Source organism: Calothrix rhizosoleniae SC01 (assembly GCF_900185595.1).
Classification (GTDB): Bacteria; Cyanobacteriota; Cyanobacteriia; order Cyanobacteriales; family Nostocaceae; genus Calothrix_A; species Calothrix_A rhizosoleniae.
This window is the reverse complement of the sequence record NZ_FYBH01000288.1, coordinates 22,709-45,362: the sequence shown is the minus strand read 5'-3', so window position 1 is coordinate 45,362 and position 22,654 is coordinate 22,709. Positions and strand designations below refer to the sequence as shown.

General features: G+C 38.0%; 17 protein-coding genes and 1 pseudogene. 14 read left to right on the top strand and 4 right to left on the bottom strand.

Annotation, left to right across the window (positions count from 1 at the left end; translation table 11 throughout):
* Positions 1-184 (top strand): hypothetical protein (locus CALSC_RS17270; protein WP_143288290.1); only part of this gene is annotated, 184 nt, incomplete at its 5' end.
* A gap of 43 nt (positions 185-227) precedes the next feature.
* Here CALSC_RS17270 and CALSC_RS17265 read toward each other — a convergent pair.
* Together CALSC_RS17265 and CALSC_RS17260 are read right to left on the bottom strand one after the other, a co-directional pair.
* Positions 228-857 (bottom strand): ribonuclease H-like domain-containing protein, encoded by a 630-nt coding sequence (locus CALSC_RS17265; protein ID WP_088242542.1) that lies wholly within the window; start codon positions 855-857, stop codon positions 228-230.
* Positions 858-1,072: 215 nt separating this feature from the next.
* A complete protein-coding gene (locus CALSC_RS17260) occupies positions 1,073-1,633 on the bottom strand; it encodes a CAP domain-containing protein (RefSeq protein WP_088242540.1) in 561 nt (186 codons plus the stop codon).
* Between the two features lie 306 nt (positions 1,634-1,939).
* Between CALSC_RS17260 and CALSC_RS17255 the strand changes: the two genes are divergently transcribed.
* A complete protein-coding gene (locus CALSC_RS17255; protein ID WP_088242539.1) occupies positions 1,940-2,680 on the top strand; it encodes an amino acid ABC transporter ATP-binding protein in 741 nt (246 codons plus the stop codon).
* Positions 2,681-3,064: 384 nt separating this feature from the next.
* Here the strand turns inward: CALSC_RS17255 and CALSC_RS17250 are convergent, their stop codons facing one another.
* Entirely contained in the window at positions 3,065-4,132 is a 1,068-nt protein-coding gene (locus CALSC_RS17250) for a tetratricopeptide repeat protein (protein ID WP_088242538.1), read from the bottom strand.
* Between the two features lie 51 nt (positions 4,133-4,183).
* Positions 4,184-5,539, bottom strand: a complete 1,356-nt coding sequence (locus tag CALSC_RS17245; protein WP_088242537.1) for a DUF4388 domain-containing protein — start codon at positions 5,537-5,539, stop codon at positions 4,184-4,186.
* 816 nt (positions 5,540-6,355) lie between these two features.
* Between CALSC_RS17245 and CALSC_RS17240 the strand changes: the two genes are divergently transcribed.
* The 12 genes and pseudogenes from CALSC_RS17240 (at position 6,356) to CALSC_RS17185 (ending at position 22,374) form a co-directional block, all read left to right on the top strand.
* Positions 6,356-7,030 carry a vWA domain-containing protein gene (locus CALSC_RS17240; protein WP_088242536.1) on the top strand — a complete coding sequence of 225 codons (675 nt, stop codon included), beginning with the start codon at positions 6,356-6,358 and terminating at the stop codon, positions 7,028-7,030.
* 222 nt (positions 7,031-7,252) lie between these two features.
* On the top strand, positions 7,253-8,032 hold the full coding sequence (locus CALSC_RS17235; RefSeq protein WP_088242535.1) for a PP2C family serine/threonine-protein phosphatase: 780 nt from the start codon (positions 7,253-7,255) through the stop codon (positions 8,030-8,032).
* 50 nt (positions 8,033-8,082) lie between these two features.
* Positions 8,083-10,293, top strand: coding sequence for a tetratricopeptide repeat protein (locus tag CALSC_RS17230; protein WP_088242534.1), 2,211 nt, complete (start codon positions 8,083-8,085; stop codon positions 10,291-10,293).
* Between the two features lie 1,058 nt (positions 10,294-11,351).
* Positions 11,352-12,125, top strand: a complete 774-nt coding sequence (gene rfbF / locus CALSC_RS17225; RefSeq protein WP_088242533.1) for a glucose-1-phosphate cytidylyltransferase — start codon at positions 11,352-11,354, stop codon at positions 12,123-12,125.
* Positions 12,126-12,210: 85 nt separating this feature from the next.
* Positions 12,211-13,425 carry an L-2-hydroxyglutarate oxidase gene (lhgO, locus tag CALSC_RS17220; RefSeq protein ID WP_088242532.1) on the top strand — a complete coding sequence of 405 codons (1,215 nt, stop codon included), beginning with the start codon at positions 12,211-12,213 and terminating at the stop codon, positions 13,423-13,425.
* A gap of 11 nt (positions 13,426-13,436) precedes the next feature.
* Positions 13,437-14,459: an NAD-dependent epimerase/dehydratase family protein gene (locus CALSC_RS17215; protein WP_088242531.1), complete on the top strand. Its 1,023-nt coding sequence runs from the start codon at positions 13,437-13,439 to the stop codon at positions 14,457-14,459.
* Between the two features lie 817 nt (positions 14,460-15,276).
* Positions 15,277-16,233 carry a glycosyltransferase family 2 protein gene (locus tag CALSC_RS17210; protein ID WP_088242530.1) on the top strand — a complete coding sequence of 319 codons (957 nt, stop codon included), beginning with the start codon at positions 15,277-15,279 and terminating at the stop codon, positions 16,231-16,233.
* Positions 16,234-16,431: 198 nt separating this feature from the next.
* Positions 16,432-16,989 carry a dTDP-4-dehydrorhamnose 3,5-epimerase gene (gene rfbC / locus CALSC_RS17205; RefSeq protein ID WP_088242529.1) on the top strand — a complete coding sequence of 186 codons (558 nt, stop codon included), beginning with the start codon at positions 16,432-16,434 and terminating at the stop codon, positions 16,987-16,989.
* A 180-nt stretch (positions 16,990-17,169) separates the two neighbouring features.
* Positions 17,170-18,483 (top strand): NAD(P)H-dependent oxidoreductase, encoded by a 1,314-nt coding sequence (locus CALSC_RS17200; protein WP_088242528.1) that lies wholly within the window; start codon positions 17,170-17,172, stop codon positions 18,481-18,483.
* A gap of 71 nt (positions 18,484-18,554) precedes the next feature.
* Positions 18,555-18,779 (top strand): hypothetical protein, encoded by a 225-nt coding sequence (locus CALSC_RS17195; RefSeq protein WP_143288289.1) that lies wholly within the window; start codon positions 18,555-18,557, stop codon positions 18,777-18,779.
* Positions 18,780-19,027: 248 nt separating this feature from the next.
* A complete protein-coding gene (locus CALSC_RS17190; RefSeq protein ID WP_088242526.1) occupies positions 19,028-20,110 on the top strand; it encodes a glycosyltransferase in 1,083 nt (360 codons plus the stop codon).
* Between the two features lie 36 nt (positions 20,111-20,146).
* Positions 20,147-22,374 (top strand): annotated as a pseudogene (locus CALSC_RS17185) (GumC family protein).
* Positions 22,375-22,654 lie beyond the last annotated feature (280 nt).

Here is a 22,654-nt window from a genome sequence, read left to right as displayed (position 1 = left end):
TATTGTTCTAGATGTATTAATTGGTCATGCGGTGCGATTGTCATGGTTAGAAAAGCATCCCCAAAGGAGCGATCGCTATGATGAAGATAAGGTAAAAGCATGGCCCGCTTTTTATGATACTTCCCCCAGTGATTGCGCCGATTATGTGGTCAAGGCATTCCGCTTCCTGACACAATTTGGGTGAAATAATTCCAGGCAAAATTTGGGCCAATTTCCTCTACCCAATTTCAATGCTCAAATATATCTTTATATTGGAGTAAATCTAACTTGACTATTGTCGGTAAACACTTAAAAGATTCTTTCGTTACTTCCCACCTTCCTTCCCTTTGTAGCATTGCCATCAATTTCTGTTGCACGCTGATTAAATAACGCACATCATTGGCTGCATAACTCAATTGTGCTTCCGTTAAGTTGGCTGCATTTCCCCAATCAGAACTTTGAGCAGTTTTATCCAGTTCTACTTGTTCCAATTCTTTGACTACATCCTTGAGTCCGTGACGTTGGGTATAAGTACGAGCTAATTTACTGGCAATCTTGGTACAAAAAATAGGACTGGCATTAATGCCGAGATGGTAACGTAAAGCTGCCAGATCAAAACGGGCAAAGTGAAATATTTTCAAGATATTTGTGGCTTCCATCAGCTTTTTTAAGTGGGGAGCCTCTTTTTGTCCCTTTTCTATCCTAATCGCAGTTACCTTGCCTTCTATATCACACAACTGTACTAAACACAAGCGATCGCGTTGTGGTAAAAGTCCCATGGTTTCTGTATCTACTGCGATTGCTTCTGATTGAAGATACTCCTCGACAACAGTATGACTGAGATCGCGATCGCACACATGAAAATCTGGTAATGTCATAATCCACTCAAAAATAAAATGTAGCATCTAGCAAACAACAGTCTTTTTAGACACTACATTATGGTGCAAAAAATAGGAATGGTTGATCACGAATTATACTGATTACACAGATTACACTGATAAAAGTGATTTGTGTAATCTGGAATTTCATAATCTAAAAATCAAAAGTAAGAATACTTATATTTTCCCCGTTTCATCTATTTGGGATAGTTGTTTTATTTACGTCGTACTTTACTAGTACGAAGAAAAATTTGTGTTAAGTAAACTTGCTTTCGATCATTGATAGCGACACCAATACCAGTTAAGTTGAAATTACCTTTAATATTTTTTAAATGTCCCTGACTCTTGAGCCAACCTGTTACAGCTTCAGAGGCTGGATCGTCATAGCCTATATTATAGGCAACATTTTCTGCTGCACTATTGTAAGCAATGGGAATCAAACTGACTCGTTCCTCGAATTCCTGGTGACTGAAGGGGACTTTTTCCAAAGCCATATTTTGACTATGATACCTTGCCTGTCGGGAAACTTTTGCATTCAGGGTTAGTTTCGGCAGACCTTTGGCAGTGCGGTAGCGATTAATTTGTTCAAAAACTGACTTTTCTATGGTTCTGGCATGAAAATTAGTAGATTTTGCGACCAAATGAGAAATTGTAGAAGTTGGTTGGCGATCAATAGTCTTTTTTGTAGAGGTGTGACCCGGCACAGGGATGGTCGTTAATCCACTGCCAAGGACAAGCATACTCAAAGCAATGCCAAAAGTAGTTTGTCGGAACATGGAGAGTTAAATCACATATGAGTTAATTGGACGTACACCCTATTTTTTGGTTCCTTGGTGCATCAGTATACTAGTAATTATTGAAGAATAAGCAAATATTTACAGATTATTTAAGCTTTGTCTAGAGTAGTAGTTTTACTGATTTAATATGTAGAATTATAGATGAAAAATTAGCTCTAGACAAGTTTTGACTGTAAATTAACTCAGAAAAGCCTCGATATATTTAATTTACTCATAATTGCTGCAAAAATATACAAATTAGGATTTCAAATTGCTTATTCTTAATTATTCGGATGATTGATTCCCATGTCAGAAGAAACACTGATAATTATCGCTGAAGATGTCCATAAATGGTATGGTAAATTCCATGTACTGCGTGGTGTGAGTTTGACTGTTAGCCGGGGGGAGGTCGTGGTCTTGATGGGCCCTTCTGGCTCTGGTAAATCTACTTTTATCCGCACGTTCAATGCTTTGGAACCATATCAACAAGGTAGTATTGAAATTGATGGTATTACCCTCAGTCATGATTTGCGTAATATTGAAGCAATCCGCCGGGAAGTGGGGATGGTATTCCAGCAATTTAATTTATTCCCCCATTTAAATGTTTTACAAAATATAACCTTGGCTCCCATTTGGGTACGTAAGTGGTCAAAGGAAAAAGCACAAGACTTGGCAATGCAATTATTAGAAAGGGTGGGTATTCTCGAACAAGCAAATAAATACCCCGGACAGTTATCTGGAGGACAACAGCAACGGGTAGCGATCGCTCGCGCTTTAGCTATGCAACCAAAAATTATGCTGTTTGATGAACCGACCTCAGCCTTAGATCCAGAAATGGTAAGGGAAGTTCTGGATGTAATGCGAACTCTCGCTGGAGATGGGATGACAATGGTAGTTGTGACTCATGAGGTCGGATTTGCCAGAGAAGTTGCCGATCGCGTAGTGTTGATGGATGGAGGTTCCCTAGTAGAATCAGCAACCCCAAACAATTTTTTTAACCATCCTCAGGAAGAACGCACCCGTCAATTTTTATCCCAAATTTTGTAGCTGAACGATATAGCCCTACGGGCAAGTAAGTAGAAGGCAGGGGGCAGGGAGCAGGGGGAACAATGCTTGCCCTCTAATTTCCTCGTCCTATAATCGCTGAAAAATTTAACTTGATAACAGCAACTCATTGCAGGTTGTCACCCATGATGGGTATAACCCCGTTGTTGACTAATGAAACTTAGGATAGAATTTTGCCCTCACGATTGAATCCCAATTGCGCCAGCTTTTCACCGTATTTCTGGCGCTTTCTATTTATAGCAGAAGGCAGGAGGCAGAGGGCAGGAGGCAGGAGGGAAAAGCTTACTATATCTGGATTTTAGCTTCTCAATATTCTAAATTCTTCATTCTAAATTCTAAATTCTAAATTCCCCTTGATTAATTTCGTCAATTATTGTGATCAGAAGACTTTTTCAAGTTATTGTGTATCATTGCCCAATCCAAGGGAAATGCATCTTGGGTATACACTTCTAAGGCTTGATTATAAAAGAAAATAGCTTTTTCCTGATTCTCAGTCTGATCCCCCATGATTCTTTCTGCGTAAACTGTACCAAGATTATTCAGTGTCATTGCCCAATCTTGGGGAAATTGTGATTTAGTTCTGACTTTTAAAGCATCATGGTAAGCAGCGATCGCTTTTTCTTGGTTTTCAGCCCGCTCCCCCATGATTCTTTCTGCATAAACTGTACCGAGATTATTCAGCGTCATTGCCCAATCTTGGGGAAATTGTGCTTGAGTTCTGATTGTTAAAGCATCATGGTAAGCAGCGATCGCTTTTTCTTGATTTTCAGCCTGATCCCCCATGATTCTTTCTGCATAAGCAAGACCAAGATTATTTTGCACCATTGCCCACTCAAACAATAGTCCTAGCTTTTGATAAGCATCTAAAACCAGCTCATAGCCAACGATTGCAATTTCCATGTTCATCTCTTCTTCTGCCATGGTAAACAGCTTAATTAAGTTACTCAATTCCACCACTAAAGCTACAATATATTCTGCCTCATCATTCTCTACATCTTCGATAGTGGTGATGAACCAGTAACTTAAGACAGAGATAAAATTTTTATCCAGTTTGTCTGTATTCTGCTGCAATAAAGCATAAACTACCTGGCGATCGCTACTTGTTTGCGCGATCGTTTGTATAATTTTAGGTAAAAATTCTAAGTGTGCTTCTAAACCCTCTAGTATATTTTCCAAATTTGTGATGCCTTCTCCTGCCTCTACTTCATCATCAATGTCTAAATGATTGAGTTTATCTTGGAGATTGAGTAACCAATTTTTAGTCTTCTCATTTCCATCCTCTCCAGCTTGTTTAGCTGCTGTTTTTATCATTTCCAAAAAATCAGCATCAAGTAAATATTGATGAGTTAATAAAATATCTGATTCTTCCTCAATCTGACAATTTAATAACTTCTGTATTAAATCAAAATAGTTATGAATACGTTTTTCATCCATAGATAATTGACATTGATGTTGTAATAATTAACTATTTTTTGTTATTAATAATTATGTTAAATGAGTAAAGACAATTTTCAATAAATCTACACTACTAAATGGCTTATCCAAGAATCCAGATACTCCTAATATTTGAGCTTTAAATCTATTTAATATTCCTTTGTTTGCAGTCATCCCAACAATTGGTGTTTTTTTAAACATAGATTTATTCCTTATCAAATGACATAATTCATACCCATCTATTTGTGCTGTATTCAGATCCAATAAAATCAAATCTGGACGGTAACGAATAATGGAGAAAAGGGCTTTCACTGGTTGATAAATAGTGACAACTGAAAAAATATCATTGGATAAAGTATGACTAATATGTTTCAGATTTGCAAGACTATCATCAATGGCAACAATTGTATATATTTTTTCCCGATGCAAATTTAGAGGAATAATCTGATGGTTTTCACAGTCAGAATCATTGATTATGAGATTTGACTGTGTTTGTTGGCTATTTTTTTCAGATACCTGGGGTATTTCTCCACTATTCAATAGACAAGGAATATCTGTAGAAGAGTTATCTGGATGATTAATAGATTTAGTTTTCAACGTATCAATAACTATTTTGGGTAATCTATCAAAGGGTGGATCTGGTTCATGTAGTGCAATTTCCCCTTCGACAATATAAGGATATATATTACTAGCTAAAACTAATTCATCTTGATTACTAATTACAGCCAAATGACGAATACTCAAGCCCTGATTCCAATGAGTTGAATTGGACTTATTTGTGATTTTTTCAATAGTTGCTGGTTCAGTATTCCCTAAGTATGGACGCTGATAGGGAGATGATATGTTGTTACCCATTAATTGCCATATTCGCAAATTCTCTTGGCAAATTTTGAGAATTTTGTTTATATTTAACCTGCAAATCTTCGGAATATCATGTAGTTTATTTGTCAGTTTATAACTACCTTGTTGAATTAATAAAAATGATTCAATCACCTCTTTCACCATCTCTTGAATCAACAAGGCTGCTTCTGCTAAAGAGAGATATTTCTGTTCAATTAGCCAATGAATACCTTGATACTCTGGATGGTGGGAAAGTTGACTGTGATAACCTTCTATAAATACTTGTAATTGAGCAAAAATTTCATTCGAAAGTGTGGGTATTTGAGCCCCTAGGCGATGCGAATGCCTTTCTAGCCGATCTACCGGTTCTACAGAATGAGTAGCGTAAATTATTTTTCCTTGTTCCACATAAATCGACCAAGAAACTCTATTGCTTAATACCTGTAAGGAAGTACTATCATGACTGTTCGCTAATTGTCTTAATAAACCCAGAGGATATAATTTTTTGAATGTTCCATAATTAATGCTATCTAAATATTCTCTTCCATTATCATAAGCAGATGACATATTTTTATATCAAAAAATACCTAATGCAAAAGTATAGTAATTAAGCTTTTTAACAAAACATGTTCAATGTTTTAACCTGGATATTTTTCTGTAATTTGGTCATGGATGGTAATTTTGTTGTAATGTAAAATCATAGAAATATAATCATGCTATAAAAATAATATTCCAGTTGAAAACACATTACCCAAAAATCCTCATTGTGTCTTTCTCCCTACTTTTAACAATAAATTATGAACTAAAGTAAAATTACGTAATTCCAGAAATATTGTTGCTATTTTTAATCCACAAAAAAATCCTGAATAATTATAACACATTAGTCAGAATTATAAAAAATGTATACATTTTTTATAATTACCACACTGTTAAAATACTCATAGCTATAATTGTGCTTAGGTTCACGATTTTAGATTAATTTTATTTTTAACTATAGTTTCTACATCAAATCTTTAAGAAAAATCAGAACCAGAAGCCCGATTATCTGCTTAGATGTGTGATATATATTGTGAGATATCCACTCATAGGGCTTATACCTAAATCTAGAACAACCATTTTTTTGGAAAAATTCTCTGAATAATTAATTAACCAGAATTTTGGTTGTGTTATCTATTGGGTTGAAAAAGTAGAGGAGCAGGGAGCAAGGAAAATTAATTATTTTTTCATATTCTCTAGTATACGTAAGATGATTCTTGTGAATTGCTGGGGATGAAATTATATTTATTACCTCAACTATTTCTGTAGCCACTGCGGGTATTTCAGCTATATACTTTTGAGAGAAAGGAAGACTAAGTCTTGGCGTTTAACATAACACAAAAAGTTATGCCCGATACATTACAACTTGATGAAGTAGTGGAATTTGCGGAGAATCCAGAACCGCGATGCCCTTGCGTACTACTGCTAGATACTTCTGGTTCTATGCACGGAGAAGCGATTGAAGCTCTCAATCAAGGTTTATTGAGTTTTAAAGATGAATTGATTAATAACTCTCTTGCATCTAGGCGAGTAGAGGTGGCGATAGTCACCTTTGATAGTGCAGTGAATGTAGTGCAGGATTTTGTGACTGCCGATCAATTCCAGCCGCCAATATTAACGGCACAAGGATTGACTAATATGGGTTCTGGGATCAATAAATCCTTAGATATGATCCAGGAGCGCAAAACACAATATCGAGCAAATGGTATTGCTTACTATCGTCCTTGGATATTTATGATTACAGATGGGGAACCCCAAGGAGAACTAGATCAAATAGTTGAGGAAGCTACAAAGCGTTTACAAACTGATGAAGCAAATAAGCGTGTTGCTTTTTTCTCAGTAGGTGTGGAAAATGCGAATATGACACGTTTAAGTCAAATAGCTGTTAGAGCCCCCTTGAAGCTCAAGGGCTTAAACTTTATAGAAATGTTTGTCTGGTTATCAGCGAGTATGTCAGCAGTGTCCCATTCTCAAGTAGATGAGCAAGTTGCCCTACCACCCATTGGCTGGGGAGCGGTGTAATAGTGATATTCCCAACTACTCTACTACACTGATTTATTCACCCCAAGAAAACCTGTTTCTTTGAATTTAGTATCGGGGAATGATTTTTGCATTGATTTTTCTAATACAACATGGTGGGAATAAACCAACTTAAAAATCATTAAAAAGTCTCTATTGTAATCTGCCTTTTTTACTTTGCCCAATTGTACTAGTTATTCACCCAGCTGTTGGAAAACTATATTTATGAATATCTCAACACAGATACCCGATTGGCAGGTAGTATCTGCCTCTGTATGTGGAACCAGCCATATTAAGAACTCCCAACTGTGTCAGGATGCTCATCACTGGCAAGTATTGACAGATAGTGTTTTAGTGGCAGCTGCTGCGGATGGTGCAGGTTCGGCAAAATTGGGCAAAGTGGGGGCAATGATAGCGGTGGAAACTGCCATTGAATACATTTCGATGCAGAATGTGAACCGTGAAATCTTGGTTAATGATGCGGCTGTGCGATCGCTGTTAATGGATGCTATTTTAGCTTCCAGACAAGCAGTAGAAGAGGAAGCTGTAGCTTGTGACACAAATCTTCAAGATTTAGCAACTACCTTAATCATAGTCGTTGGTACCCCAGAAATGGTAGCAGTGGCGCAAATAGGTGATGGGATGGCAGTCGCTAAAGACCTACAAGGAAATCTAATTGCACTGACGGTTCCAGATAATGGTGAATATATTAATCAAACCACATTTTTGACTACAGTTGATGCTTTATATACAACACAGGTGAAACTCTACCGGGATACTATAGTCAATGTTGGTATTCTCACTGATGGACTACAAATGCTTGCCATGAATATGGCCGCAGGTGAACCCCATAATCCTTTCTTTTCCCCCTTATTTGACTTTGTCAGTAAGGCAGAGGATGAAACGGTAGCCAGGGAACAATTGGTGAATTTTTTACGTTCAGATAAAATAACACAGAGGACAGATGATGATTTAACACTCATCCTTGCTGCCTTAAATAATTGATTAAAAATCACTGTGCCGTCTGCCCATAAACCATATATATACCAACTATTGTGCAGGTACTACGTTATCTTTCTAACCAAGAAATTGTTCCTCTCAACCTCAATGTAAGTTTGGGGCGTGGTGGGGAAGCTTGTGTGTATACAGTACCCACTGACAGTAATTTAGTGGCAAAGGTATATCATAAGCCCACAAAAAAACATGCTCATAAACTTCAGGTCATGCTTGCCCATCCTCCGGAAAATCCCATGGCGAGTTTAGGGCATATTTCCATTGCTTGGCCCAGTGAAATACTGCAATCGGCAGATGGGAAGCAAGAAGTTATTGGCTTTTTAATGCCTCGAATTCGGGGAATGCGTCCTGTCATTGACTTTTATAATCCCCTGACTAGAAGACAGCATTGCCCTTTATTTAGTTATCAGTATTTAATTCGTGCTGCTCGCAATTTAACAGCTGCTTTTGCTGCTTTACATCACAGTGGATATTGCGTAGGTGATGTTAACGAATCAAATATTCTAGTTAGTGACACCGCCCTAGTTACTTTAGTTGATACAGATTCATTTCAGGTCAGGGATCCAAACCACGAAATTATTTATCGCTGCGAAGTTGGGAAGCCAGAATTTACACCTCCAGAGTTACAGAATAAAACTTTTGCTCAGCATGACCGAACCATAGTCCATGATCTATTTGGATTGGGGGTACTATTATTTCAATTGTTAATGGAAGGTACTCATCCCTTTGCCGGTATATTTCAAAATCAAGGGGAGCCACCCCCCTATGAAGCCAGAATTGCTGCTGGTCATTTTACCTATAGCCAAAAGCGAGTAATTCCCTACGTCCCATCACCAATAGCTCCTCCTTGGGAAATTTTGCATCCTTGTTTGCAAGAATTATTTGTACGCTGTTTTGAATATGGACATGATAATCCTCTCCTGCGCCCTAGTGCTCAAACTTGGTTATCTGCTTTAACTGAAGTAGAGAATAATTTAAGTAGTTGTCATGTTAATCCCCAGCATCGCTATAGCAATCACCTATCTAAATGCCCTTGGTGCGAACGGACAGTACGCTTGGGAGGAAGAGATCCTTTTCCGTCTCTCCAAGCAGTTGCGAACAAAGAACATCTCAAACCACGGGTAAAAGCGAAAAAGAAATATCCCTCAGCTCAACCCCAACATCAACGTCAACGTTCTCCACAAACTGTTCTCCCCACCCACCGCGTTAATTATCAACCATCTGTACTACCCTATCAATTTTTTCACTATAAAAAAGCTCGGACAAATCCCAAAATATACCCAGTGATTTTATGTTTACTGGGCTTTGGTTTTTTGGGTTATTTAGACTTCATGGTCAAATTAACCAATCGTCCCTTCGTGCAATCCAATTATAGTCAAACAAATTGGATTACTCGTCAAAAGGATAATAACCTCTCCTTTGCTGATTATTATCGACAGGGACATGCATTTTATAAAATTCGTAAATATGAGTTAGCGATAGAAAAATTTAGCCAAGCAATCAAAAAAAATCCCAAACATGCTAAAACTTATGTTAATCGTGCCAATGCTCGTTTTAATCTGAAAAACTACGAAGCTGCGATCTTAGACTATAATCAAGCCATAAAAATTAGCCCGAATGAAGTTAAAGCTTATGTAAATCGGGGTAATGTGCGCTTACTAATTGCTGAATATAGTAAAGATCCAAACACAGAATATAAGCAAGCGATCGCTGATTATAATATTGCCTTGAGAATTAACCCCCAGGAAGTAGAAGCTTATATCCGTCGAGGTATAGTTCGCTTCCAGTTGGCTAAATATCATGGAGACTACCAACCAGATTTCCAAAAATCCCTAACAGACTTTAACCAAGCTATTAACATTAGTCCATCTAGGGCAGAAGCATACTTCCAGCGTGGTCTAGTTCGTTATCAAATTGCTCAGTATAGCAGTGATTTTGAGCAGGAATACCAACGGGCGATCAAAGATTTTAACCGGGCTGTAGAAATCAATCCTCATATGGCAAAAACATATCTCAAACGAGGAATTGTTAAATATGAGCTGAGTCAATATTCTGACAAAAATACTCAAGAACAAAAAAATCAAGCAGTTGCAGACTTGGAAACTTCAGCGCGTATTTTCCTCGAAAATAAAGATATGGAAAATTATCAAAAGGCATTAAGTAGTATTTGTTTAATTGCAGAAAATAAATGTGGCGATATGTCAATAAATAGTGAAAATATGCAAACTTATAAGTTACCAGAAGTTAAGTAATTCAGTAATCATTTGGCGGAGCATCCCACTTTTTTTACAATGTCAAGGATTCAATCACTTAAGTAATCTTGAATCAAGCAAAACGCTTACTTATTAAAATCTTCTAATATAAAAGTTTCCCAACGAGTATTTTCTGAACTCTGATAATCAACCTATACAGGTAATGCTTCACCATTTGGATTTTTGGCGTTGCATATTTGCGGGATGAATCATTTAAATACAGGTATTCCTCTATACTTCAAGTAATGAAGTAACAATCGAATAGAGTGATTAAGTATATATACGTCGCCAAAATTTCAATAGGTACTTAATCAGTACTATTTTTTGAGAATCAAGCACGAGTGCATCCCAGTTATTATTTTGCATCAAAATAATAAATGTCATTGCGCTAGCGTAGCTCCTCTGAAAGAGGCGCGCAAGGACTTGAAGCGTAAAGCCTACGGCATAGCTTCGCTTAACGCAGAGCGTGTCCGCTAGGACTTAGCAATCGCAAAATCTTCAATTCAGAACAAGTTCATGCGATTGCTTCTTCATTCCTCCTCACAATGACCTACAAAAAAGTGGGATGCTCCCAATGACAGCGCCTAGATTTTAAGGCGATGTGTTTGACCCTTCACTTAATTGACCCACAGCATTATAAATTTCAAGGTGGGAATGTGGGCTAAATGAGATTGCTGCAAGCTATGAGTTTAATCGAACCATCTGATACTCAAATATGTCATGAAAAACATATTTTTGCGAAATAATATGTATTATCAAACATAATTTTATATGCGCTTACCCTGGTAGGTATTAAGTATCAAAAAAAAACATTTTATTAATATTTATATAATATTTAAGTCAACTTCACAATATTTTTACATACAATACTGTTTAATTTATAAACTCTTTAATCTGCTATATCAAATAGCATTTAAATTATTGATTACAGCAATAATTAATATTTGCTTATAACCTGATGTAAATAGTTAATTAGTAACTACAAATACTATTTTTATAAGTCTAAAAGTTGTATATATCTACCTACTTATCTATCTTCATAATTTTGATGTAAGCATATGAAAGCAGTTATTTTGGCAGGTGGTCTAGGTACGCGCATAAGTGAGGAGACTTCTATCAGACCAAAGCCAATGGTAAATATTGGTGGTAAGCCAATACTATGGCATATCATGAAGATTTACTCCAGTCATGGTGTGAATGATTTTATCATTTGCTGTGGCTATAAAAGTAACGTGATTAAGGAATATTTTGCTAACTATTTCTTATATATGTCAGATATAACTTTTGACATGCGATTTAATCAAATGAATATACATTCTGGTTATGCAGAGCCTTGGCGCGTCACTTTGGTTGACACTGGTGAAAAGACAATGACTGGAGGTCGCTTAAAACGAGTTCAAGAACATATTGGAAATAATACTTTTTGCTTTACTTATGGCGATGGTGTCAGTAACGTAAATATTGCTGAAGCAATTGAATTTCATAAACAGCAAAAGACATTAGGAACTCTCACAGCAGTCCAACCTCCAGGACGTTTTGGTGCCATGGTTCTAGAAAATGAGCAAACCAAAATTAGTAGTTTTCGAGAAAAGCCTCAAGGTGATGGAGCTTGGATTAATGGAGGTTATTTTGTTCTGGAACCGGAAGTAATTGATTTGATTGCAGATGATTCTACAGTTTGGGAGAAAGAACCCCTAGAAAAGTTGGCTGATATGCAACAGCTATCTGCTTATAAACATCATGGTTTTTGGCAACCAATGGATACTTTACGAGATAAAAATTATTTGGAAGACTTGTGGAAGGACAACCAGGCTCCTTGGAAGGTATGGTAGATAATACAAGGACAAGTATATCTATATCTATATCTTAGTATTAAAACATACTCAATTGACAGAACTTGAAGGAGCAACAAACACCATGTACGATTTTGCAATTATCGGAGGAGGAATAGTTGGACTTTCCACAGGGATGGCTATTGGTCAACGCTATCCTGATGCCCGGATTTTAGTCTTGGAAAAAGAAAGTAGTTGGGCTTTTCACCAAACTGGTAATAATAGTGGTGTAATTCACTCTGGTATTTACTATAAACCAGGCAGTTTTAAAGCCAAATTTTGCCGGGATGGTTGTCGCTCTATGGTAGAGTTTTGTCAAGAGCATGGCATTGATTATGAAATTTGTGGTAAAGTCATTGTTGCAACGACTGCAGAAGAATTACCTCGTTTAGAGAACCTGTTTAAGCGTGGTTTAGAAAATGGCATCCAAGTCAAACGCATTAGCCCCGAAGAAGTTAAAGAAATTGAACCCCATGTTCGTTGTGTCGGCGGGATTCAAGTCCTTTCCACTGGTATTGCCAATTATAAGCAAGTTTCCTTTAAATATGCTGAATTGATTCAGCAGCAAGGAGGAGAACTAAAACTAAATACCAAGGTGGAGAAAATTAGCAAGAGTGGGAATCACCAAGTACTAGAGACTAATAACGGTACTTTTACTGCTCGCTTTGTCATTAACTGCGCTGGATTATATAGCGATCGCATGGCAAAACTTGGTAAAGTAGATCCACAAGCGAAAATAGTGCCCTTCCGGGGAGAATACTACGAACTGACACCGGAAAAACGCTATCTAGTCAAAGGTTTAATTTATCCAGTTCCCAATCCCGAATTTCCATTTTTGGGAGTTCACTTTACCCGCATGATTGACGGTAGTGTCCATGCAGGACCAAATGCTGTTCTCAGTCTCAAGCGGGAAGGATACAAAAAAACAGACTTTGATATCCGTGATTTTGCTGAAGTAATGACCTATCCTGGTTTTTGGAAACTAGCAGCAAAACACGCCGATGAAGGCATTCAAGAAATTATTCGTTCTTTTAGCAAAGCAGCCTTTACTAGAAGTTTGCAACAATTAATACCAGAAGTTCGAAGGGAAGATTTAGTACCCACCCATGCAGGAGTTCGGGCTCAGGCTTTGATGGGTGATGGCAAATTAGTGGATGACTTTTTAATTATTCATGGTGAAAATTCCGTCCATGTATGCAATGCACCCTCTCCAGCAGCTACATCTTCCATTGAAATTGGTAAATCCATTGTTGACCAAATTCCTGACCAGCAGCATCTATCACCAACCACCATTCCCTAGGATAGAAAAAAATGAAAGTACTGGTAACTGGAACAGAAGGTTATCTCGGTTGTTTATTACCCCCCTTATTAATGGAAAGGGGACATGAAGTTCTCGGTGTCGATACTGGCTTTTATAAAGTTGGTTGGTTATACAACGGTACTAAGGTGACAGCCAAAACCCTGACTAAAGATATTCGCCATATTTGTGCAGCAGATTTGCAAGATGTAGAAGCGATCGTACATATGGCGGAACTATCCAACGATCCTACCGGACAACTAGCACCCCAGATTACCTACGAAATTAATCACCAAGGTTCTGTAAGACTGGCTAAACTTGCCAAACAAGTGGGAGTACGACGCTTTGTCTATATGTCATCTTGCAGTGTCTATGGTGTCGCTACAGAAGGGGATGTCACAGAAGCATCCCCCATCAATCCGCAGACAGCCTATGCTGAATGTAAAACCTTGGTAGAAAGAGATGTTCAGCCCTTAGCTGATGATGACTTCTCCCCTACCTTCATGCGGAATGCTACAGCCTTTGGTGCATCTCCCAGAATGCGCTTTGATATTGTTTTAAATAACTTAGCAGGTCTAGCATGGACTAGCAAACAGATCAAAATGACCAGTGATGGTACACCCTGGCGACCCTTAGTTCATGCTTTAGATATTGGCAAAGCGATCGCTTGTGCTTTAGAAGCACCAAGGGATATAATTCATAATCAAATCTTCAATGTCGGGGATACAGCTAATAATTACCGAGTCAAAGAAGTAGCTGAAATCATTGCAGATATTTTTCCCGATTGTCAGTTAAATTTTGGAAATAACGGTGCGGATAATCGCAGTTATCGAGTTTCTTTTGAAAAGATTAATACAATGCTTCCCGGTTTTAAATGTGATTGGAATGCACAACAAGGTGCTCAACAATTATTTGATGTATTCAGTCACATTGATATGAGTCAAGATACTTTCTTGTTTAGAGGTTTTACCCGCCTCAAACAATTAGAATATCTGATTCGTACCCAACAGATTGACCAAGGTTTCTTTTGGAAATAAGGTATTAGCATGTATCTTTGGATATATCCATATAAATTACTAAAATCTTAACATCACTGTCATCAAGCTAAATTTCGTTATTTCACTTTGATGACCTAATTAAGATTATTGGATTAATACTCGATGATTAGTGTTAATATAGGAGTCCTAATTGATTTTTGAAATATACATACTGGATTGACACAGCTAAAATAGTGCAATAGGTGTAGGTTGGGGAGCCACTCCGTTGCGGAGGTTCCCTCCGTTATAGGAAGTGGCATTTGAAGGATGAAACCAACACCAGTAAGGCTTTGTTTGGTTTCCCTATCGCTCAAACGCTCCCTACATTTTTAGGCGTGTCACTCCACTACAAGTACCTACATTTTTTCAATCTTCAAAGGGGATTCCTATATCCTAACTTAACCTTAAATCTCAATTAATATTACTCCTCACACACAATTTTTCGTCATTCCATTCAGATATAAGTAGGTTGGCGTAAAAAATTATCGTTTGGATAAGGCAGGGGGCAGGGAGCAGGGAGCAGGGGGAACAAGGGTTTTAGGCTTATTTACTATTCTTCACATAGTTTGGTTTTATTGTGCCGACTTACTTAGAAGCGTAAAATTTTACGTTTCTAACAACTAATTCAAGCTTTTCGTTTCTGCTGTAATTTTCACAAATAACCGAAGAGTAAAAGGATACACAATTTATTTATGGGCAAATAATCAACAATTGTGTGGCGATGCATAAGCATTCTTTCGCAATAATTCATTACTTCAAGCCCCTGACTTTAGAAATGAGGTCAATCCAAAATCCACAATCCAAAATTGTTTGACAAATGACTAAATTACTGACAATAGCCATTCCTACCTATAATCGTGCCCAATTACTAGATAAGCAATTAACATGGCTAGCTCAAGCCATTAAAGGATTTGAATCAGAATGTGAAATTATTATTTCTGATAATCGATCATCTGATAATACCCAAGAAATTATTCATAAATGGCAACTACATTTTATCAATGATGTCCCGTTTCAGAATAATAGAAATCATGCCAATATTGGTGTGATGAGAAATATTGCTCATTGTATTAATACTGCTACCAGCAAATATTTATGGATGATTGGAGATGACGATCCAATTCAAAATCGAACTTTGGCTTATGTCATTAATGAACTTAAACAGCATCAGGAATTATCATTACTAACTCTTAACTTTGCCTGTCGTTATCAACCAACAGGGAAAATAATTTATGAGCGTTGTTTTGCTGTTGATAAAGAAGAAGTTAATATTGATGGTAAAGCAGTATTTCAACATTGTTTAGAAGAAAATCATTCGGGAATTGGATTTTTAAGTGCTCAGGTGTATCGGACTAAAATTATCCAAAATGCTGTAGCACATTGGCCAAAAAGTGTGAATAACATGGAAGCCCAAGTATATTGGGTAGGCTATTGTGCTGCTCATGGTAGCGTCAAAGTGACTAAAGAGGTTTATCTGGAAAGTGCTTTTGGTAGTAGCTATTGGATGAAAGATCCAAAAGTTTTGTTAAAGATGCAATATATTGATTTACCAACCATCTATGCCAAAATAGAGGAAATCGGATATTCTAGTAAATATTGTCGGAATTTGATTTTAAAACACTTTACACACAATAACTGGAAGGTGTTTTTTGGTGCTTTGAGAAGATGGCCTATTATTGCTATTAATACCATCATTCCTTATCTGATTTTGGTAGTTACCTCAGTTTGGGAAATATTCCTATCACCTAAGCGGATCGAATCTCGAAGCCATTAATTTGAGATTGTGCAGTAGCTACAGGATAGATTAGATGAAATTCGCATGTAGCGCTCGCATAAATATGAGCTGATAATTAAAGTTTGTGTAATAGAAAAGTAAAGTGTATCAACATAAACTCCATTAAGCAACAGCGATCACGTACTAATTATGAGGGCTAATTATAATTAGCTCATTCATTTACAATATTGATTATTCATGATTTTCACAGAAACTAAACTCTCAGGCGCATTCATTATTGACTTAGATCAAAGATCTGACCATCGAGGTTTTTTTGCCCGTACTTTCTGTGGTCAAGAATTTGAGGCACATAGTTTAAAACCAACGGTTGCTCAATGTAATACATCCTATAACTATCAAAAAGGTACCCTCAGGGGTATGCACTATCAAATACCCCCAGCTGCTGAGGCTAAATTAGTTCGTTGTGTTCGTGGCGCTATTTATGATGTGATTATCGATATGCGTCCAGAATCTCCCACATTCTTATCCCATGTAGGGGTAGAATTATCCGCCGATAATCGTCGCGCCTTATATGTTCCAGAAATGTTTGCTCACGGTTATCAAGCACTCACAGATGAAAGTGAGGTCATTTATCAAGTGGGTGAATTTTATCAACCAGGCTATGAAAGAGGTTTACGTTATGATGACCCTTTCTTTAATATTGAGTGGCCCATAGAGGTCACAGAAATTTCCCAAAAAGATAGTAATTGGCCTTTATTACGCATGATGACTGTTGGTAGTGGCTACCCCAGATAGATATAGACAGACAAATAAACTGACTGTCTTAATTCTCTCACCCTGAGATAATTTCCTACCTTTGTGTAGGGCAGAATACCTGCGTAAAATTATACAGTTTTACTTTTGATAACTGACTACTTTTTTCCAGAGGAGTCAGCGTAAATTAATTATCCCAATTATTTGTAAAGAGTTTCGCCCATGATTATTGTTGATCGTGCCTTACAAGCCCGTGCTGCAGCAGGTAATCCCATCAAGGTAGGAATGATTGGTGCTGGCTTTATGGGTAGAGGTATTGCTAATCAAATTATTAACTCTGTACCCGGAATGGAGTTAGTAGCTATTTCTAACCGCCATCTAGATGCTGCTCGACAGGCTTATACTGGAGCAGGAGTAGAAGATGTACAAGTAGTTTCCACTGTCAGTGAATTATCTACAACCATTGCCACTGGTAAATATGCGGTGACAGAAGATCCAATGTTACTTTGCCATGTGAGTGAAATTGATGCCTTAATTGAAGTCACTGGTGCTGTAGAATTTGGCGCTCAAATAGTGATGGAAGCGATCGCTTACCGCAAGCATATAATTATGATGAATGCGGAACTTGACGGTACTATTGGGCCAATCCTGAAAATTTATGCTGACAAAGCTGGGGTCATCCTTACAGCCTGTGATGGTGACCAGCCAGGGGTACAAATGAATCTCTATCGCTTTGTTAAAAGTATTGGTTTAACTCCTTTATTATGTGGCAATATCAAAGGATTGCAAGACCCTTACCGTAACCCCACTACCCAAGCCGCATTTGCCAAAAAATGGGGTCAAAAAGCCCATATGGTGACTAGTTTTGCCGATGGTAGCAAAATTTCCTTTGAACAGGCAATAGTTGCTAATGCTACAGGGATGAAAGTTGCCCAACGGGGAATGTTGGGATATGAGTTCAAGGGTCATGTGGATGAATTAACTAAAATGTATGATGTAGACCAACTCAAGGAATGGGGAGGTATTGTTGATTACGTAGTTGGTTCCCAGCCCGGTCCAGGGGTATTTGTATTTGGCACCCATGATGATCCTCAACAGCGTCATTACTTGAACTTGTATAAGCTAGGTGAAGGGCCTCTCTACAGTTTTTATACTCCTTATCACCTCTGCCATTTTGAAGTCCCAATATCCGTAGCTCGGGCAGTCTTATTTCAAGATTATGTGCTTGCTCCCTTAGATGCTCCTATGGTTGATGTAGTAACTACAGCTAAAATTGACCTCAAAGCTGGGGAAACTATTGATCCCATTGGCTATTTTATGACCTATGGACAATGTGAAAACGCCGACATTGCTCAACAACAGAATCTATTACCAATGGGTTTAGCCGCAGGATGTCGCCTGAAAAGGGATATTCTCCAAGATAGGGTTATTACTTATGACGATGTAGAATTGCCTACAGGAAGAATGTGCGATCGCTTACGTTCAGAACAAAGTGCGTATTTTTACCCCAGCAAAGCCCTGGTAAGTGCCATGTAGCTGACTTCTAAGCAGGGGTGCAGGGAGCAGGGAGCAGAGGGAGTGTGGGAGTGTGGGAGTGTGGGAAGAGAGTGAAGAGAGGGAAGGAGGGAAGGAGGGAAAGAGGGAAAGAAGTGTGGGAAGTGCGGGAAGTGTGGGGAGATGAAATAACTAACTATCAACCATCAATTACCAACCCCCAACTATCAACTACCAACCATCAACTACCAACCATCAACCATCACTCCCTCACTCCCTCACTTCCTCACAAGGGTAGATTTTTAACATTTCGGTTGAAGCTAGACTTGGGAGATTAGAAGACAGGCAGACAAGGAAGATTGTTCAACGGTAAAATAGGCTTTTGAACCAGTTTGTATTGTTGGGAACCGTACTTTTTTGGTTCGGGTTTCCTCCCTTATCTACTTTCCCACCTTGTCCTCCAAGTCTTACCAACACCCAATTGTAAAAAGCCTACACCTGTGAGGACTGCCCCCTGCCCCCTGCCTCCTGCCTTATGCCTTGCCCAAAGGGCAGATAAACTTCAAACTAGCCTTAGGAAATAAGAATGAGAATTGCTCTAGTCCATGATTACTTAACCCAGAAAGGAGGGGCAGAGCGGGTATTTGAATTGCTTTGTAAACGCTACCCACAAGCAGATATTTTTACGTCTTTGTATGCTCCGCAACAAACTATTGATTTGAGTGAGCGTATAGTTAACACTACATTTTTACAAAAAATTCCTGGCGCGACCAAATATTTCCGCTTAATGGTACCCTTCTATTTCCCAGCATTTCGTTCATTAAATTTGCAAGAATACGATTTAATTATTAGTAGTAGTACCAGCTTTGCCAAAGCAGTCCAAAAAAGACCAGGGGCACGCCATATTTGTTTTTGTCATAACGTTACCAGATTTTTATGGGATACTGCAACTTACTTACGAGAATATAAAGATTATCAATATTTTGCTCCTCTAATTACCCAAATTTTTCAGCTCATGAGAGCAGTAGATTTGAAATATGCCCAAGAGCCAGATATATACATTGCTAATTCTCACATTGTTGCTGAACGGATTCAAAATATTTATGGAAAGCAAGCAACTGTAATTAATTTTCCCATTGATACTAACAGATTTGTTTTCTCTGCCCAGAAAGATGAATATTATTTAGCTGCAGCCAGAATGATCAGTTATAAACGACTGGATGTAATTATTGAAGCTTTTAATTGGTTAGGATGGAGGTTATTGATATCTGGAAATGGGCCAGAAAGAGAAAGACTCCAGTCAAAAGCATTAGGCAATATTGAATTTTTAGGACACACAACAGATGCTAAACGTACCCAATTATTCGCTAAAGCTAAATCTGTAATTGTGGCCGCTTTAGAAGATTATGGCTTAGTTCCAGTGGAGGCTAATGCTAGCGGTACACCAGTAATTGCTTATGGAGCTGGAGGGGTATTGGATACTCAAATATCTGGCAAAACAGGGGTGTTATTTAAAAGACAAACTCCTGACTCCTTACAAAATGCACTCCTGAAAAGTAGAAAAATTAATTGGAATTATCAACAAATTCGCAATCATGCAGTGACAAATTTTTCGGAAGAGGCATTTTTTCATCAAGTTGAGCAAGTAATTGCAATGGCTTGTCAGTAAATAGAAATCATTATTTTTATTGCTTGAGATATAAAAATGCTGCAAACTAATCTTAATCCCCAAATGAATACAGCAGTCGAGAAAGAGCCTGGTTATGGGCAAATATTTTCAGTTCTAATCCGCAGATTACCTTGGGTATTAGGTATATTTATGGCAGCAGTTGCGATTGCTGGTGTTATCACTATCTTGACTAAACCTACTTATAAAAGCTCCATGCAAATACTAGTGGAGTCTAATTATCAAGGTAGAGGTCAAAAAGACGGATTTGGCAAACAGAGTGAATTTACAGAATCTTATTTTGTTGTAGATACTGTAACTCAATTAAATTTGATGCGGACATCTGGATTGATCAAAAAAGCTATTCAGGAATTAAAAGCTGATTATCCAGATATGAGTTTAAAGCAAATGCACCGTTCCTTTGTCTTGACTCAAGTTAGGGATAAAGAAGATGATGTTGCCACCAAAATTTTCTTAGCAGAATATTCGGATAAAGATCCAGTTAAAACTCAAAAAGTATTAGAATCAGTTAGACAAGTTTATCTTGATTACAATAAAAAACAACAAGAACAACGATTAAAAAAAGGGCTGAAAGTTATTCGTGACCAATTAAAACAAGTTAAGAATGAGGTCAGAATCGCTGAAGCTAATTTACAGAAATTTCGCAGAAGCAAGAATTTAATTAATCCGGAATCCCAAGCAACAGCTCTAGAAAATTCTCTGAATAAAATTCAACAAGAACGACGTGCTACCCGCTCTCAATACGAAGAAGCGATCGCTCGTTATAATTCTTTACAAGAACAGCTGAAGCGCACACCCCAAAGTGCCCTAGTTTCTTCTCGCCTCAGTCAATCTTCCCGTTACCAAGCATTATTGGATGAAATTCAAAAAACGGAGTTGGCTTTAGCTCAAGAAAGATTACGTTTTACAAATGATACCCCCCAGGTCAGAAAGCTGATTGAACAGCGCAATAGCCAGGTAAAATTATTACAAAAAGAAGTATCAAGGACTTTAGGAGGAGCAACAAGCAAAACCTCAAGTACGAATATTCTCCAACAAGGACAATTAGGTGAAATAGATCTTAATCTTGCTAAGGAACTTGTAGAAGCTCAGACAAACATATTGGCTTTACGGGCGCGGGATAGAGGTTTAGTAAAAAAGAACAGTCGTTGCGGACAGAAGTGAAACAATTTCCCACAATTCTGGCAGAGTATAGTCGTTTAAGTCCCCAAGTCAAGTTAAGTCGTGAAAGACTACAACAACTATTGAAAGCAGAACAAGAAGTCAGACAAGAACTTTCCAAAGGGGGATTTGATTGGCAGGTGGTGGAAGAACCTCTATTGGGGATAAAAATAGGCCCTAACCTGCGTCAAAACCTATTACTAGGGGGAGTTGTGGGATTAATGTTAGGAAGCATTGCTGCTTTTATCCGAGATGCGTCTGATGATGCTTTACGCACCACGGCGGAGATTGAAGAAAAGATTTCTCTGCCAGTATTGGGTGCGATTCCCAACTTACCATTAACTCAATCTCAAGATTCATTAGTGCAACTGTTGGATGACAAATCGTCAGAGCAAACATCTCAGACTGTTCAAGTGCTGCAATCCACATCTCGTTGGGAATCCCTAGATTTAATCTATAAAAATATTGAACTGATGAGCCTTGGCTCTAATTTAAAGTCTTTAATGATTACCGCAGCCATTGAAGATAGAGGCAAATCAACTATGGCATTGGGATTAGCCATGAGTGCAGCTCGCTTACACAAAAAAGTATTGCTAATTGACGCAGATTTGCGTACTCCCAATTTACACAAACAACTAGAACTTCCCAACGAACAAGGACTTTCCACTTTATTAACCACAGAAGTTACATCACCAAATCAAATTAGTATTCCATCTTCTGGCTCATCTTACATTGATATTTTAACCGCCGGACCAATTCCTGCGGATCCAGCTCATTTATTAAGTTCACCTCGTATGGTGCAATTAATGGCTGAATTTGAAGAAACTTATGACTTAGTAATTGTTGATGCATCCCCGGTTCTGGGATTAGTAGATGCTTTACTGACTGCCTCATGTTGTCAAAGTATAGTCATGATAGCCAGTATGGGTAAGGTGAGTCAAACTCAATTGTCTCAAGCAACCGCGATGTTAAATCGTTTAAATTTGATTGGGATAGTGGCCAATGGAACTTCTAATTCTCATTATAGTTATGTACCCTACGCTCAACGAAATCAATTAGCATTACAACCAGCTGTAGAAAAATAATCCTGGGAACCGGGTTTTTTGCTTGCAGAATCAACCCTAGTTCTCATAATTTTACACAACATATACGTGCAAGTAATAAGTGAGCCATTGCGGTGGACGGGTTTCCCGGCATAAAGCAAGTGGCGCAACCCATAGGGGTTCCCCGGCATAAAGCAAATGGCGTTGACGTAGTCTCTCCGAATGGAGATACTCCGAAGGAGTAATAAGCTTACTGTTTATAGGTTTCAGCTTTCAACAATGTACGCTCTCTAATGGCGTAATGCTATAAAAAGAGCCAAAC